The organism is Limosilactobacillus reuteri subsp. simiae, assembly GCF_020784875.1.
GTDB classification, from domain to species: domain Bacteria; phylum Bacillota; class Bacilli; order Lactobacillales; family Lactobacillaceae; genus Limosilactobacillus; species Limosilactobacillus reuteri_H.
In genome coordinates, this window is sequence record NZ_JAJGUI010000098.1 from 65,792 (window position 1) to 80,397 (window position 14,606).

Annotated in this window: 28 protein-coding genes; 27 read left to right on the forward strand and 1 reads right to left on the reverse strand. The window is 39.4% G+C overall.

The annotated features are described in order from the left end of the window. Positions 1-10: 10 nt before the first annotated feature. The 27 genes from rplD (at position 11) to rplQ (ending at position 13,007) form a co-directional block, all read left to right on the forward strand. The gene (gene rplD, locus LMC10_RS05005; protein ID WP_003664566.1) at positions 11-634 is read left to right on the forward strand and encodes a 50S ribosomal protein L4; all 624 of its coding nucleotides are present in this window, start codon (positions 11-13) and stop codon (positions 632-634) included. Next, entirely contained in the window at positions 634-930 is a 297-nt protein-coding gene (gene rplW / locus LMC10_RS05010) for a 50S ribosomal protein L23 (protein ID WP_003664564.1), read from the forward strand. The genes rplD and rplW overlap by 1 nt, the downstream gene beginning before the upstream one ends. Positions 931-955: 25 nt before the next feature. Beyond that, complete coding sequence (rplB, locus tag LMC10_RS05015; RefSeq protein ID WP_003664563.1) at positions 956-1,801, forward strand: 50S ribosomal protein L2; 846 nt, start codon at positions 956-958, stop codon at positions 1,799-1,801. A 40-nt stretch (positions 1,802-1,841) separates the two neighbouring features. Further along, the gene (rpsS, locus tag LMC10_RS05020) at positions 1,842-2,120 is read left to right on the forward strand and encodes a 30S ribosomal protein S19 (protein WP_003664560.1); all 279 of its coding nucleotides are present in this window, start codon (positions 1,842-1,844) and stop codon (positions 2,118-2,120) included. Between the two features lie 17 nt (positions 2,121-2,137). Next, complete coding sequence (gene rplV / locus LMC10_RS05025) at positions 2,138-2,485, forward strand: 50S ribosomal protein L22 (RefSeq protein ID WP_003664558.1); 348 nt, start codon at positions 2,138-2,140, stop codon at positions 2,483-2,485. Positions 2,486-2,497: 12 nt separating this feature from the next. Beyond that, entirely contained in the window at positions 2,498-3,163 is a 666-nt protein-coding gene (rpsC, locus tag LMC10_RS05030) for a 30S ribosomal protein S3 (RefSeq protein ID WP_003664556.1), read from the forward strand. Positions 3,164-3,166: 3 nt separating this feature from the next. Beyond that, positions 3,167-3,601, forward strand: a complete 435-nt coding sequence (rplP, locus tag LMC10_RS05035; RefSeq protein WP_003664555.1) for a 50S ribosomal protein L16 — start codon at positions 3,167-3,169, stop codon at positions 3,599-3,601. Continuing rightward, entirely contained in the window at positions 3,591-3,797 is a 207-nt protein-coding gene (gene rpmC / locus LMC10_RS05040) for a 50S ribosomal protein L29 (protein WP_003664552.1), read from the forward strand. The genes rplP and rpmC overlap by 11 nt, the downstream gene beginning before the upstream one ends. A gap of 24 nt (positions 3,798-3,821) precedes the next feature. After that, the gene (gene rpsQ / locus LMC10_RS05045) at positions 3,822-4,088 is read left to right on the forward strand and encodes a 30S ribosomal protein S17 (protein ID WP_003664551.1); all 267 of its coding nucleotides are present in this window, start codon (positions 3,822-3,824) and stop codon (positions 4,086-4,088) included. A 69-nt stretch (positions 4,089-4,157) separates the two neighbouring features. Further along, complete coding sequence (gene rplN, locus LMC10_RS05050) at positions 4,158-4,526, forward strand: 50S ribosomal protein L14 (protein ID WP_003664550.1); 369 nt, start codon at positions 4,158-4,160, stop codon at positions 4,524-4,526. 35 nt (positions 4,527-4,561) lie between these two features. Continuing rightward, on the forward strand, positions 4,562-4,870 hold the full coding sequence (gene rplX, locus LMC10_RS05055) for a 50S ribosomal protein L24 (protein WP_003664549.1): 309 nt from the start codon (positions 4,562-4,564) through the stop codon (positions 4,868-4,870). A gap of 28 nt (positions 4,871-4,898) precedes the next feature. After that, entirely contained in the window at positions 4,899-5,441 is a 543-nt protein-coding gene (rplE, locus tag LMC10_RS05060; protein WP_003668784.1) for a 50S ribosomal protein L5, read from the forward strand. A 15-nt stretch (positions 5,442-5,456) separates the two neighbouring features. Further along, complete coding sequence (locus tag LMC10_RS05065) at positions 5,457-5,642, forward strand: type Z 30S ribosomal protein S14 (RefSeq protein WP_003664547.1); 186 nt, start codon at positions 5,457-5,459, stop codon at positions 5,640-5,642. Between the two features lie 32 nt (positions 5,643-5,674). Continuing rightward, positions 5,675-6,073, forward strand: a complete 399-nt coding sequence (gene rpsH, locus LMC10_RS05070; protein ID WP_003664546.1) for a 30S ribosomal protein S8 — start codon at positions 5,675-5,677, stop codon at positions 6,071-6,073. A gap of 29 nt (positions 6,074-6,102) precedes the next feature. Further along, positions 6,103-6,639, forward strand: coding sequence for a 50S ribosomal protein L6 (gene rplF, locus LMC10_RS05075; RefSeq protein WP_078009227.1), 537 nt, complete (start codon positions 6,103-6,105; stop codon positions 6,637-6,639). Positions 6,640-6,701: 62 nt separating this feature from the next. Next, positions 6,702-7,058, forward strand: a complete 357-nt coding sequence (gene rplR / locus LMC10_RS05080; protein WP_003664543.1) for a 50S ribosomal protein L18 — start codon at positions 6,702-6,704, stop codon at positions 7,056-7,058. Between the two features lie 21 nt (positions 7,059-7,079). After that, positions 7,080-7,589, forward strand: coding sequence for a 30S ribosomal protein S5 (gene rpsE / locus LMC10_RS05085; protein ID WP_003664542.1), 510 nt, complete (start codon positions 7,080-7,082; stop codon positions 7,587-7,589). 15 nt (positions 7,590-7,604) lie between these two features. After that, a complete protein-coding gene (gene rpmD, locus LMC10_RS05090) occupies positions 7,605-7,787 on the forward strand; it encodes a 50S ribosomal protein L30 (RefSeq protein ID WP_003664541.1) in 183 nt (60 codons plus the stop codon). 31 nt (positions 7,788-7,818) lie between these two features. Then, complete coding sequence (gene rplO / locus LMC10_RS05095; RefSeq protein WP_003664540.1) at positions 7,819-8,253, forward strand: 50S ribosomal protein L15; 435 nt, start codon at positions 7,819-7,821, stop codon at positions 8,251-8,253. A gap of 1 nt (position 8,254) precedes the next feature. Then, entirely contained in the window at positions 8,255-9,571 is a 1,317-nt protein-coding gene (gene secY / locus LMC10_RS05100; RefSeq protein WP_003664539.1) for a preprotein translocase subunit SecY, read from the forward strand. A 5-nt stretch (positions 9,572-9,576) separates the two neighbouring features. Further along, on the forward strand, positions 9,577-10,230 hold the full coding sequence (locus LMC10_RS05105) for an adenylate kinase (RefSeq protein WP_278930513.1): 654 nt from the start codon (positions 9,577-9,579) through the stop codon (positions 10,228-10,230). Between the two features lie 133 nt (positions 10,231-10,363). Continuing rightward, a complete protein-coding gene (gene infA, locus LMC10_RS05110; RefSeq protein WP_003664537.1) occupies positions 10,364-10,582 on the forward strand; it encodes a translation initiation factor IF-1 in 219 nt (72 codons plus the stop codon). 36 nt (positions 10,583-10,618) lie between these two features. Continuing rightward, the gene (rpmJ, locus tag LMC10_RS05115; RefSeq protein WP_003664535.1) at positions 10,619-10,738 is read left to right on the forward strand and encodes a 50S ribosomal protein L36; all 120 of its coding nucleotides are present in this window, start codon (positions 10,619-10,621) and stop codon (positions 10,736-10,738) included. A gap of 31 nt (positions 10,739-10,769) precedes the next feature. Further along, positions 10,770-11,135, forward strand: a complete 366-nt coding sequence (rpsM, locus tag LMC10_RS05120; RefSeq protein WP_003668778.1) for a 30S ribosomal protein S13 — start codon at positions 10,770-10,772, stop codon at positions 11,133-11,135. 34 nt (positions 11,136-11,169) lie between these two features. Continuing rightward, positions 11,170-11,559, forward strand: a complete 390-nt coding sequence (rpsK, locus tag LMC10_RS05125; protein ID WP_003664532.1) for a 30S ribosomal protein S11 — start codon at positions 11,170-11,172, stop codon at positions 11,557-11,559. Between the two features lie 85 nt (positions 11,560-11,644). Next, on the forward strand, positions 11,645-12,589 hold the full coding sequence (locus LMC10_RS05130; RefSeq protein WP_003664530.1) for a DNA-directed RNA polymerase subunit alpha: 945 nt from the start codon (positions 11,645-11,647) through the stop codon (positions 12,587-12,589). Positions 12,590-12,623: 34 nt separating this feature from the next. Continuing rightward, positions 12,624-13,007 carry a 50S ribosomal protein L17 gene (gene rplQ, locus LMC10_RS05135; protein ID WP_003664528.1) on the forward strand — a complete coding sequence of 128 codons (384 nt, stop codon included), beginning with the start codon at positions 12,624-12,626 and terminating at the stop codon, positions 13,005-13,007. A 186-nt stretch (positions 13,008-13,193) separates the two neighbouring features. On the opposite strand, the gene LMC10_RS05140 is transcribed toward rplQ, so the two are convergent. Beyond that, entirely contained in the window at positions 13,194-14,525 is a 1,332-nt protein-coding gene (locus LMC10_RS05140) for an ISL3 family transposase (protein WP_229268889.1), read from the reverse strand. Positions 14,526-14,606: the final 81 nt, after the last annotated feature.

Sequence of the window (14,606 nt, forward strand, 5' to 3'; positions counted from 1 at the left end):
GAAGTAAATAATGACTAGCGTTAATTTGTATAAACAAGATGGTAGCCAAAACGGTACTGTTGAATTAAACGATGCAGTATTTGGTGTTGAACCAAATGAAAATGTTGTATTTGATGCAATTTTGCGTCAACGTGCTTCATTACGTCAAGGTACACATGCTGTAAAGAATCGTTCTGCAGTTAGCGGTGGTGGTAAGAAGCCATGGCGTCAAAAGGGTACTGGTCGTGCTCGTCAAGGTTCTATCCGTTCTCCACAATTCCGTGGTGGTGGTATTGTTTTTGGACCTACTCCACGTTCATATAAGTACAGCCTTCCTCGTAAGGTTCGTCAACTTGCAATCAAGTCTGCCCTTTCTCAAAAGGTTCTTGATAACAGCTTTGTAGTAGTTGATGCATTAAACTTTGATGCACCAAAGACAAAGGAATTCGCTGATGTTATGGGTAACTTAAACGTTGCTGAAAAGACATTAGTTGTTGTTACTGATGACGACAAGAATGCTGCTTTATCAGCACGTAACTTAGCTAATGCTACAGTTGTTACTCCAGCAGGTGTTAACATCTTGAACGTTGTTGATAACCAAAAGATTGTTATCACTAAGTCAGCTCTTTCTCAAGTAGAGGAGGTGCTCGCATAATGGAAGCACGCGACATTATTTTACGTCCAGTAGTTACTGAAGCTTCAATGGCTGGTATGGACAACAAGCGTTACACTTTTGATGTTGATTTACGAGCAACTAAGACACAAGTTAAAAATGCTGTTGAAGAAATTTTTGGCGTTAAAGTTGTAAAAGTTAACATTATGAATGTAAAAGGTAAGTTAAAGCGCCAAGGTCGTTACGAAGGATACACTAAGCGTCGTCGTAAGGCTATTGTTACTTTATCTGCCGACTCAAATGAAATTAAGTTGTTTAACGACAACAACGAAAACTAATCATTAAAAAAAGGAGGAAAAAACAGTGGGAATTCGTAAATATAAAGCAACCACTAACGGTCGCCGTAACATGAACGGTTACGACTTCGCTGAAATCACGAAGACAACGCCTGAAAAGTCATTATTGGCTCCGTTAAAGCACACTGCTGGTCGTAACAGCTATGGTCACATTACTGTTCGTCACCGTGGTGGTGGTACAAAGCGTCAATACCGTATTATTGACTTTAAGCGAATTAAAGATGATGTTCCAGCAACTGTTAAGGCAATTGAATACGATCCAAATCGTACTGCAAATATTGCTTTACTTGTTTACGCTGATGGTACTAAATCATACATCATCGCACCTAAGGGCTTGAAGGTTGGCATGACCGTTCAATCTGGTCCTGATGCTGATATCAAGGTTGGTAATGCTCTTCCTTTAAAGAACATTCCAGTTGGTACTGTTATTCACAACATTGAATTAAAACCAGGTAAGGGTGGTCAACTTGCTCGTTCAGCTGGTGCCTCAGCTCAATTACTTGGTAAGGAAGAAAAATACGTATTAGTACGTCTTTCTTCTGGTGAAGTTCGTATGGTCCTTGCTACTTGCCGTGCTACTATCGGTACTGTTGGTAATGATGAACACGCCTTGATTATTAAAGGTAAGGCTGGTCGTACTCGTTATGCTGGTCAACGTCCACACGTTCGTGGTTCTGTTATGAACCCTAACGATCACCCACATGGTGGTGGTGAAGGTAAGCAACCAGTTGGTTTACCATCTCCTCTTTCTCCATGGGGTAAGAAGACTGTTGGTAAGAAGACCCGTTCACACAAAGCTCGTTCAAACAAGTTCATTGTTCGTGGTCGGAAGCGCGGTCCACATACTCGTTAATATTTATATACGTTCTAATACCCGAGAGGAGGTACACTAAATGGGTCGTAGTTTGAAAAAAGGACCTTTCGCTGATGCTTCATTACTGAAGAAGGTTAAGGAGCAAGAAGGTTCTGAAAAGAAGACTGTCATCAAGACATGGTCACGTCGTTCTACCATTTTCCCAAGTTTTATTGGTTACACATTTGCAGTATATGATGGTCGGAAGCACGTGCCAGTTTACGTACAAGAAGACATGGTTGGTCACAAGTTAGGTGAATTTGTTCCTACTCGGACTTTCCATGGTCATGCTTCTGATGACAAGAAGACAGGTAAGTAAGGAGGGTGAAATAACATATGGCTGAAAACATTACGTCAGCTAAGGCTACTGCCAAGATGGTACGGGTTTCTGCTCGTAAGGTTCGTCTTGTATTAGATGCCATTCGTGGCAAGAGTGTTGCCGAAGCATTTGCTATTTTGAAGTTCACCCCTCGTGGTGCCGCTTCAGATGTTGAAAAAGTATTAAAATCTGCTGTTGCAAACGCTGAAAACAATTTCGACTTAGATCGTGCTTCATTGGTTGTAAGTGAAGCCTTTGCTAATGAAGGACCAACTCTTAAACGGTTCCGTCCTCGTGCAAAGGGTTCTGCTTCTCCAATTAACAAGCGGACTAGTCATATTACAGTGGTTGTTACAGAACGATAGGAGGAATGAATAGTGGGTCAAAAGATCAATCCTAATGGTTTTCGTGTTGGGGTCATTCGTGATTGGACTGCAAAGTGGTACGCTGACAAGGACTTTGCTGATTACCTTAACGAAGACCTTCGAATCCGTAAGTATATTGAAAAGCGACTTGCTGATGCCTCTGTATCAACCGTTGAAATTGAACGTGCAGCTAACCGCGTAAACGTATCAATTCATACTGCCAAGCCAGGAATGGTTATTGGTAAAGGTGGTTCAGAAGTTGAAGCACTTCGTAAAGAACTTAACAAATTAACTGGTAAACGTGTTCACATTAACATTGTGGAAATCAAGAAGCCAGATTTAGATGCTCACCTTGTTGGTGAGAGTATTGCACGGCAATTAGAAGCTCGTATTGCTTTCCGTCGTGCTATGCGTGGAGCTATGCAACGTGCTATGCGTGCTGGAGCTAAGGGTATTAAGACTCAAGTTGCTGGTCGTTTGAACGGTGCAGATATGTCACGGATCGAATCATACTCAGATGGTACTGTTCCATTGCATACACTCCGTGCTGATATCGATTATTCTTGGGACGAAGCTAACACTACATACGGTGTTCTTGGTGTAAAGACTTGGATTTACCGTGGTGAAGTACTTCCTACTAAGAAGAACTCAAACAATGATGAACAAGGAGGGAAGTAACACATGTTAGTACCAAAACGTGTAAAGCACCGTAAGGTTCAACGTGGTCATATGCGCGGTGAAGCTAAGGGTGGTAAAACTGTTACTTTTGGTGAATTTGGTTTACAAGCTCTTGATTCACATTGGATTAGCAACCGTCAAATTGAAGCTGCTCGTATCGCTATGACGCGTTACATGAAGCGTGGTGGGAAAGTTTGGATTAAAATCTTCCCACAACTCTCATACACTAGTAAAGGTGTTGGGGTCCGGATGGGTAACGGTAAAGGTGCTCCTGAAGGATGGGTTGCTCCAGTAAAACGTGGCAAGGTAATGTTTGAAGTAGGGGGCGTTTCTGAAGAAGTCGCTCGTGAAGCTTTACGTCTTGCCGGTCACAAGTTGCCAGTTCGCACTAAGATCGTACAACGTGAGGAAGTAGGTGGACAATCTAATGAAAAGTAAAGATTATGTACAAGAACTGAATGGATTAACCACTGATAAGCTACTTGACCGTGAAAAGGAACTGAAGGAACAATTGTTTAACTTACGTTTCCAATTAGCAACCGGCCAGTTGGAAAATACTGCAAGTCTTAAGCAAGTACGCAAAGATATTGCACGGGTTAAGACAGTTCTTCGTCAACAAGAATTAAACAAATAAGAATACGAAAAGGAGGATTAGCGCATGAGTGAAGAACGTAATGCACGTAAGGTTTACCAAGGCCACGTTGTTTCTGATAAAATGGATAAGACTATCACTGTTGTAATTGATACTTACAAGAGTGCGCCTATCTATGGTAAGCGTGTTAAGTACTCAAAGAAGTACTATGCTCACGATGAAAACAACGAAGCTAAGACCGGCGACACTGTACAAATTATGGAAACTCGGCCATTATCAGCTAAGAAGCGTTTCCGTCTTGTAAAGATTGTCGAAAAAGCTGCTACCCTTTAATTTAGCAGATAACTCTAAAAATTATTCGTATTCTAATTCTTATTTGTAAATGGAAGGAGGACATTAACCGTGATTCAACAAGAAAGTCGGTTGAAGGTCGCTGATAACTCCGGTGCTCGTGAAATCTTAGTTATTAAGATTTTAGGTGGTTCCCGAGTTAAAACAGGTAATATTGGTGACATCATTGTTGCTACTGTAAAGCAGGCAACACCAGGTGGCGTTGTCAAAAAGGGTGACGTTGTTAAGGCCGTTGTTGTACGGACTAAACATGGTATTCACCGTAAGGATGGTTCATACATTAAGTTTGATGAAAATGCCGCTGTTTTAATTAACAACGACAAGAGCCCTAAGGGTACCCGTATTTTTGGCCCAATCGCTCGTGAGCTTCGTGGAGACGACTTCATGAAGATCGTTTCATTAGCTCCAGAAGTTCTCTAAAGATTTTACCGAAAATAAGGAGGTGCACAATCAACATGTTCATTAAAACAGGTGATAAGGTTCGCGTAATCGCTGGTAAGGATAAAGGCAAAGAAGGTACTATTAAAAAGGTACTGGCTTCTCAAAACCGCGTTATCGTTGAAGGTGTAAATATCGTTAAGAAACACCAAAAACCAAGCAACTCAAACCCTAATGGTGGCGTTATTGATACAGAAGCTGCAATTAATGCTTCAAACGTAATGCTGATTGATCCTTCAACAAATGAACCAACTCGTGTAGGTTACAAGTTCGTTGATGGTAAGAAGGTTCGTGTTGCGAAGAAGTCAGGTAAGACACTTGACTAATTTTTAAGGAAGGGAGGAATAACTTCTAATGGAAAACCGTTTGAAAGCTAAATACGAAAATGAAATTCGTCCAGCATTAATTGAAAAGTTTAACTACTCTTCAGTTATGCAAGCACCAAAGATTGACAAAATCGTTTTAAACATGGGTGTTGGGGATGCAACTACTAACTCCAAGAATCTTGATGAAGCTGTTGAAGAACTTGGCTTGATTTCTGGTCAAAAGCCTTTAATTACTAAGGCTAAGAAATCAATTGCTGGTTTCCGTCTTCGTGAAGGTATGTCAATTGGTGCTAAGGTAACCTTACGTGGTGAACGTATGTATGATTTCTTAGATAAATTAGTTAATGTGGCATTGCCACGAGTTCGTGATTTCCATGGTGTAAGTAACAAGGCATTTGATGGTCGTGGTAATTACACTCTTGGTATCCATGAACAATTAATTTTCCCAGAAATTGATTATGATAAAGTTAACCGAGTTCGTGGTTTAGATGTTGTTATTGTAACAACTGCACAAACTGACGAAGAATCCCGCGAATTACTTGCTCAACTCGGTATGCCGTTTGCTAAATAAAGGAGGTTCCACAAATTGGCTAAAAAATCAATGATTGCTAAGTGCAACCGTCCAGCTAAGTTCTCAAGTCGTGAATACACGCGTTGTGCACGTTGTGGACGTCCGCACTCTGTTTACCGTAAATTCCACCTATGCCGGATTTGCTTACGAGAACTTGCCCACAAAGGACAAATTCCTGGTTTGAAGAAGGCTAGCTGGTAAACAAAAAAACCGACAAAAGGAGGAAAACATCGATGTCTATGAGTGATCCAATTGCAGATTTCTTAACTCGTATTCGTAATGCTAACATGGCTCAACACGAATCAGTAGAAGCACCTGCATCAAAGATGAAGAAGGACATCGCTGAAATCTTAAAAAACGAAGGTTTCATTCGCGATGTTGAATACGTTGATGATAACAAGCAAGGCATCATCCGTGTGTTCTTAAAGTACGGTAATGACGGTCAACGTGTTATTTCTGGCTTAAAGCGCATTTCTAAGCCTGGTTTACGTACATACGTTAAGTCAGATGCTGTGCCTAAGGTTCTTAATGGATTAGGTATTGCTATCATTTCAACATCTGAAGGTGTTGTTACTGATAAAGTTGCTCGTGCCAAGAAAATTGGTGGCGAAGTTATCGCTTACGTTTGGTAAAAAACGAATATTAGATAGGAGGTGCAAAGATGAGTCGTATTGGTTACAAAGAAATTGATTTGCCAAGTGGTGTTGAAATTTCTCAAGATGGTAATGTAGTTACTGTTAAAGGTCCTAAAGGTACTTTATCTCGTGAAATTTCACCATTAATCAAAATGACTATTGATGGTAACGTTGTAAAGTTTGATCGTGATGCTGATACTAATAAGTTAAAGATGTTACACGGAACTACTCGTGCTAATGTTAACAACATGGTTGAAGGTGTTGTTAATGGTTACAAGAAGGTTCTTAAGCTTGTTGGTGTTGGTTACCGTGCTCAACTCAAAGGTAACAAGTTGATTTTAACTGTTGGTTACTCAAACCCAGTTGAAATGGATAAGCCAGAAGATGTTGAAATTAACGTACCTGACAATACTACTATCGAATTAAGCTCAATTAACAAGGAACACCTTGGTAATTTTGCTGCTGAAGTTCGTGCTGTACGTTCACCTGAACCATACAAAGGTAAGGGTATTCGTTACGAAAACGAACACATTATCCGTAAGGAAGGTAAGACTGGTAAGTAATCTGAAAAGATTATTTAACATTCTTTTATTTAATATAATTAATATAATAAGAGGTGACTGTTGTGATTTCTAAACCAGACAAGAACAAGATCCGTCAACGTCGTCATTTACGCGTTCGCGGTAAGATTTCTGGTACTGCGGAGCGCCCACGCTTAAGTGTTTACCGTTCAAACAAAAACATTTACGCTCAATTAATTGATGACGTAAAGGGTGTGACGCTCGCAAGTGCCTCCACAAATGATAGTGAAGTAAGTGGAAAGACTAAGACTGAACAAGCTAGTGGTGTAGGAGCATTAATTGCTAAACGCGCTAACGAAAAGAACATTACTGAAGTTGTGTTTGATCGTGGTGGATACCTTTACCATGGACGTGTTCAAGCCTTGGCTGAAGCTGCTCGTGAAAACGGACTTAAATTCTAAAAAAAGGAGGAATAACCTGCAATGGCATCATCAGAATTCATTGATCCAGCAAAGTTGGATTTAGACGATCAAGTTGTAGCCATCAACCGGATTACTAAGGTTGTAAAAGGTGGACGTCGTATGCGTTTCGCTGCTTTAGTAATTGTTGGTGACCGTAAAGGTCATGTTGGTTTTGGTACTGGTAAGGCTCAAGAAGTTCCAGAAGCTATTCGTAAAGCTCAAGCAGCTGCTGAAAAGAACTTGATTACTGTTCCTATCGTTGGAACTACTATTCCACACGAAGTTATTGGTGTATACGGCGGTGGAAAGATCATGTTAAAGCCAGCTGTTGAAGGTTCTGGAGTTGCTGCCGGTGGTGCGGTTCGTAATGTTATGGACCTTGCCGGTGTTGCGGACGTTACTTCTAAACGTCTTGGCTCTAACACACCTGTTAATGTTGTTCGTGCAACATTTGAAGGTTTGAAGCAATTAAAGAACGCTGAAGAAGTTGCAAAGTTACGTGGTGTTTCAGTAGACCACTTAGCAGAATAAGGAGGGCACTAAATTATGGCTCAAGTAAAAGTTACCTTAATTCACAGTGTTGCCCACCGACAACCTACTCAACGTCGTACTGTTAAGGCATTGGGATTAGGTAAGATCAATAGCTCAGTTATCTTACCAGATAATGCGGCAACACGCGGTCAAATTTTTAAGATCGCTCACTTGGTTTCTGTTGAAGAAGTTAAGTAATTAAAATTAAATAATAAGGAGGTGCCTACTAATGAAGTTAAACGAATTGAAGCCAGCTGCTGGTTCTCGTTCTAAGCGTCTTCGTAAGGGTCGTGGCCTTTCATCAGGACACGGTTTTACATCTGGACGTGGTACTAAAGGGCAAAAGGCTCATGGAAAGACCCGTTTAGGATTTGAAGGGGGTCAAATGCCACTTTACCGGCAAATTCCAAAGCGTGGATTTACCAACATTAACCGGAAAGAATACGCAATTGTTAACTTGGCATCATTAAACAAGTTTGATGATGGTACAGAAGTTACTCCACAATTATTGATGGAAAGTGGCTTAGTTAAGAACTTGAAGAGCGGCATCAAGATTCTTGGTAGCGGTAAGCTTGAAAAGAAATTAACTGTTAAGGCTAATAAGTTTTCTGCTTCTGCAGTTTCTGCAATTGAAGCTGCTGGTGGTAAAACTGAGGTGATGTAGTTTGTTCACAGCCGTCAAAAATGCATTCAAGGTAAAAGATATCCGTAAAAAGATTTTCTTTACATTGTTTGTATTGATTGTCTATCGGATTGGGGCAGCGATTACCGTTCCTGGAGTTAACGCTGCTGCTTTGCAGGAAATCTCCTCAACCGGTTTAGCATCAATCCTCAATACCTTTAGTGGTGGTGGATTGGAGAATTACTCTTTATTTGCAATGGGAGTTTCTCCATATATTACTGCGCAAATTGTTGTTCAACTATTACAAATGGATATTGTTCCGCGTTTTGTTGAATGGAGTAAACAAGGAGAAGTAGGACGGCGAAAACTTAATCAAGCAACCCGATGGTTAACGATTGTACTTGGATTTATCCAATCAATCGGTATTACCGCCGGGTTTAATGCATTGAGTACTATTCGTTTGGTTAATCACCCTGGTGTTCAAACGTATTTAACAATCGGTTTAATTTTAACTGCAGGTACAATGTTTGCTACTTGGATGGGAGACATGATTACTGAACGTGGGTTGGGTAATGGTGTTTCCATGTTAATTTTTGCTGGTATTGTTGCGCAAATGCCAGGTGGAATTCGTCAGTTATGGGATGACCAAATTGCTGGTGAATCTGGTTCTGCTTTGTGGATGGGAATTGGATTTGTTACTCTTGTTATTGTTGCAATTTTAATTATTGTAGCGTTTGTTACATGGGTACAACAGGCAGAAAGACGTCTACCAATTCAATACACAAGACGAACCACTACTTCACCATCCAGTAGTTATCTTCCCTTGAAGATTAACGTATCAGGTGTTATTCCTGTTATTTTTGCTGGTTCTTTTATCTCAACCCCGCAAACTATTCTTATGGCTTTCCAGCAAAACCATGGTGGGGATAGTTGGTATCAAATCATGACGACCATTTTTAACATGCAATCTGGTCCTGGGATCGCACTGTATGTATTTTTGATTGTTGTATTTACCTTTTTCTATGCCTTTGTTCAGGTTAACCCAGAAAAACTTGCTGAGAATTTGCAAAAGCAAGGAAGTTATATTTCTGGAGTGCGTCCTGGAAAGGGTACACAAGACTATATTTCTTCATTGTTAATGCGATTGAGTACAGTAGGTTCATTATTCTTAGGATTGATCTCCTTAATTCCGTTAATTGCAAGTAACGTATGGAACCTAAGTCAGTCAATTGGTTTAGGTGGTACAAGCTTACTGATTATCGTACAAATTGCTTTAGATGTTGTTCGGCAGTTAAACGGACTAACAATGAAGCGCGAATATATTGGATTTATTCGAGAACCTAAAGGAGGAAATGACTAATGAGTATGAATCTTGTATTAATGGGTCTTCCAGGTGCCGGTAAAGGTACTCAAGCTCAAAAGATCGTTGAAGATTTTCCAATTCCTCATATCTCAACTGGAGATATTTTTCGGGCAGCCATAAAGAATGAAACTCCCATGGGAATTGAAGCTAAGAAATATATTGATAAAGGTGAACTTGTTCCGGACGAAGTTACTAACGGTATCGTTAAGGAACGGTTAGCTCAAGATGATACTAAAGATGGCTTTATGCTGGATGGATTTCCTCGTAATCTTAACCAAGCAGCCGCTTTGGATAAGATGTTAGCAGAGAGTAATCGGCATCTTGATGCTGTGATCAATATTCACGTTGAACCGGATGTATTGGTAGAACGTTTAAGTGGACGTTTTATTTGCCGTAACTGTGGAACAACGTATCATAAGCTTTACAATGCTCCTAAAGTTGAAGGCACATGTGACGTTTGTGGTCATCATGAATTTTATCAGCGTGATGATGATAAGCCTGAAACGGTTAAGAATCGTCTAGATGTTAATATTAAGTTGAACACACCACTGGTAGACTATTACCAAAAGAAAGGTGTTTTGCACGAAATTAATGGTGAACAAGATATCGATAAAGTTTACGAAGATATCAAGAAAGTATTAACAAACCTAAACTAGATAATAGTTATCTCTTGCGAAGTTTGTAAACATATGCTAAACTATGCAAGGTTTATCTATCTGAGTAGTGGGAAGTTTTATACTTTCCACCATTTTTACGTAATATCTAGAATAGGTAAGGAGGTACTATTTCGTGGCAAAAGCCGATGTAATTGAAGTAGAAGGTAAAGTAACTGAAACTTTGCCTAATGCAATGTTTAAAGTTGAATTGGAAAACGGAGCAGAAATTTTAGCACATGTTTCTGGTAAAATTCGGATGCACTACATTAAAATTTTACCAGGGGATCGTGTTAAAGTAGAAATGTCTCCATATGACCTTACAAAGGGTCGGATTACTTTCCGGTTCAAGTAGTTATTGATCAATTACTCTCAATAGGAGGATTTTAGAATGAAAGTAAGACCATCTGTTAAAAAGATGTGTGAGCACTGCAAGATCGTTAAGCGTAACGGTCGTGTTATGGTTATTTGCTCTGCTAACCCAAAGCATAAGCAACGTCAAGGTAAGTAATTTATTTTATAGAGAAATGGAGGTGTAGCTCATGGCTCGTATTGCAGGTGTCGATTTACCTCGTGACAAGCGAATCGTAATCGGCTTAACATATATTTTTGGTATTGGTGATTCTACTGCTAAGAAGATTCTTGAAAATGCTGGTGTATCAGAAGACATCCGTGTTCGTGATTTAACTCCAGATCAAGAAGAAAAGATTCGTGCACAAGTAGATCAAATTCAAGTTGAAGGTGATTTACGGCGTGAAGTTTCAATGAATATCAAGCGTCTTCAAGAAATTGGATCATACCGTGGTATGCGTCACCGTCGTGGCCTACCTGTTCGTGGTCAACACACTAAGAACAATGCTCGTACTCGTAAGGGTAAGGCTGTAGCTATCGCTAATAAGAAGAAGTAGTTTAACTTTATAAAAAAGGAGGTTAGTACTAGATATGGCAACCAAAAAAGGTACGCGTAAGCGTCGTGCAAAAAAGAATGTTGAAACTGGTGTTGCGCACATTCACTCAACATTTAATAACACTTTGATCATGATTACTGACGTTCAAGGTAACGCTGTAGCATGGTCTTCAGCTGGTGTTTTAGGCTTTAAGGGAAGTCGGAAGTCCACTCCATTTGCTGCTCAAATGGCTTCAGAAGCTGCTGCTAAGCAAGCTATGGAACATGGTATGAAGACTGTTGAAGTTGAAGTTAAGGGTCCAGGTTCAGGTCGTGAAGCTGCTATCCGTGCACTTCAAGCAACTGGATTGGAAGTTACTGCTATTCGTGATGTAACACCTGTTCCTCACAATGGTTCTCGTCCTCCAAAGCGTCGTCGTGTTTAATTGACATTGCTGGAGACAATTATTTCCATCAATTGCCTTTTTGTCTCAAATACGAACCACGTTTTGAAAGGGGTACAAGGATAGAATGATCGAATTTGAAAAGCCAAATATTCACAAAGTTGAAGAAACAGATAACTACGGTAAGTTTGTCGTAGAACCACTTGAGCGCGGTTATGGAACCACTCTCGGTAACTCGTTAAGGCGTGTATTAATTGCATCTTTGCCAGGTGCAGCGATTACGAGTATGCAAATTGATGGTGTTTTACATGAATTTAGCACTGTTGAAGGTGTAACTGAGGATGTTACGCAGATTATCCTAAATCTTAAGAAAGTTTCTTTGAAGCTTGATTCTGAGGATCAAAAGAATCTTGAATTAGATGTTAAAGGACCTGCTGAAGTAACTGCAAGTGATATCCAGGGTGATAATGAAGTTACAATCTTAAATCCTGATCTGCATATTGCAACTGTTGCTGATGGCGCAGAATTACACATCAAGTTAACTGCTGATAAGGGTCGCGGTTACCTTTCTGCTAACGATAATAAGGCCCGGATGGATGATTTAGCAATTGGTGTTTTACCGATTGATTCCATCTATACCCCAATTGAACGTGTAAATTACACTGTTGAAAATGCACGGGTTGGTCAGCGTAACGATTATGATAAGTTAACGCTGGATGTTTGGACTGATGGTTCATTAACACCAACTGAAGCAGTTAGTCTAGGTGCGAAGATTTTGACTGAACACTTAGCTATGTTTGTTGATTTAACAGAAACAGCTCAAAATGCTCAAGTGATGGTTGAAAAAGAAGAAACACACAAAGAGAAGATGCTTGAAATGACTATTGAAGAGCTTGATCTCTCTGTACGTTCTTACAATTGTTTGAAGCGAGCTGGTATCAATACTGTTAAGGAATTAACTGATAGAACAGTGTCTGATATGATGAAGGTTCGGAACTTAGGACAAAAGTCGTTAGAAGAAATTAAACTTAAATTAAATGATCTTGGTGTTTCATTTCGCCAAGACGACTAATTAATATACCAATTGCAAAGGAGGGAACCACTTTATGAGTTACCGTAAATTAGGACGTACAAGTTCACAACGTAAGGCTTTATTACGTGATTTAACCACAGATTTAATCGTTAATGGTCGTATTACCACTACTGAAGCACGTGCTAAGGAAGTTCGTAAGACCGCTGATAAGATGATTACACTTGCTAAGCATGGTGATTTAGCTTCTCGTCGTAAGGCTGCCGCTTTTGTACGTAATGTTGTTGCTGATGTTAAGGAAGATGGCGATGATATTCGTGTACAATCTGCTCTTCAAAACCTTTTTGAAGAACTTGCTCCAAAGTATGCAGATCGTAACGGTGGTTACACACGCATCTTGAAGACTATGCCTCGTCGTGGTGACGGTGCACCAATGGTTATTCTTGAATTAGTGGACTAATTAATTTGTTCACATAAACTAAATACGTAATAAAGAATCACTATCATTGATAGTATAGAGCGTTACGATGGTGGGGAAACCCTAGTCTAGCTTGAATGCGGGAAACCCTCGTGCACTTCAATGGTAAGTGATTTTTTATTTTGGCTCTTTGTCAAGAAGTACTGATGAGAAAATAAAATAATTTTACTAAGCAGCTTGTGCCTGGACTTTGGCATGAGCTGTTTGTTTATTTCGCCAATTTATTGCGATATAGGTATTTGGTAATGCAAGAAGAATTCTAATCCGGAAATTAAAGAAATTACGAAAGCCATAAGCAGTTCGTTTAATAACTTTAATTTTATTATTGGTTCCTTCAACAGGACCGTTTGTATAGGTGTCATATTTGAAACTATTATAGATTTCTTGTTTATGACTACGAAGGGTACGCTGAACTTTCTGTAGTGCTTGCGGAAGGTGTGTCCATTTAATTACGAGTAAGTTTTTTAATTCTTCCTTCCTACGATGAGCAATCGCCATAATTAAGTCTTGATAGTATTCATAAGCTTTTTTTAACTCATTATCAAAACTTAGGAGACGGTGAATAACTTCAACATCGGTTAATTGAGCGTAACTAAAGTTACGTCTTGACCAATAATTATTATATTTAAGCTCATTAGCAGGTGTTAAGAGTAATTTCCAAAAATGCTTAAGTGCACGCCACTCATGAGTGGCAGCACCAGCACGATTCATTACTTGAATCCTGATTTTATTTAATGCACGATACGCTTGAGCAACGATGTGAAAATGATCAGCGATAATTATAGCGTGAGGGAAGAGTTCATGAATTAAGTGACGATATGGAGTGTATAAGTCAACTGTTACTGTTTGAACTGCTAGGCGTGCTGAACGGTCATATCGAAGAAAGTAGTTCCGCAAATAACTATTTTTTCGTGACAGGATAATGTCAAGTGTCCGTTTATTTTCAATGTTCATTAGAATCATACTCATTCCACTGGGCGCAAAGCGACCAGATTTAAAATCATCAAAAGCAATATGGCGAGGCAACCAATGATAGTTAGGTTTGAAGAATTGATCAAGGTTTGTAATGACTCGTCTAATTGTCCAGTTCGAGACATTTAGTTCTTTGGCTAAATCACTTTGTGATTCATTTTTCGTCAGAAGCATCATGGCTCGTTGTTTTATCGCCAAAGAGATATGATCATGATAATTAATATCTCTAACAGCCGCTAATTTAGTAATTACTTCAGGACAAGAAGAGGAAGCTTTACAGATATATTTTTGCTTTTTAATCGACCAGATTGTTGGTTTAAAGTGAAGTTCTGGTCCCAAGCAATTAACTGTTTTATAGCCATTCTTACACATTAAATGTCCACATCGTGGGCAATGCATAGGATAAGTTTGGATAAGATGGACAATGATTTGATTAGGTTGATCTTCAATTGGATTATCAAAGTTCTTTTCATCTAGTTTGAGATAGGGATCTTTAATTCCTAAGATAGTTCTGATAGAATTGTTCATGAAAGATGGTCCTTTCTTAACGAAGACGGGGTCCAACCATCTTTCGCTTTTTTATTTTAAATTTTAAACAAATAAAGCACT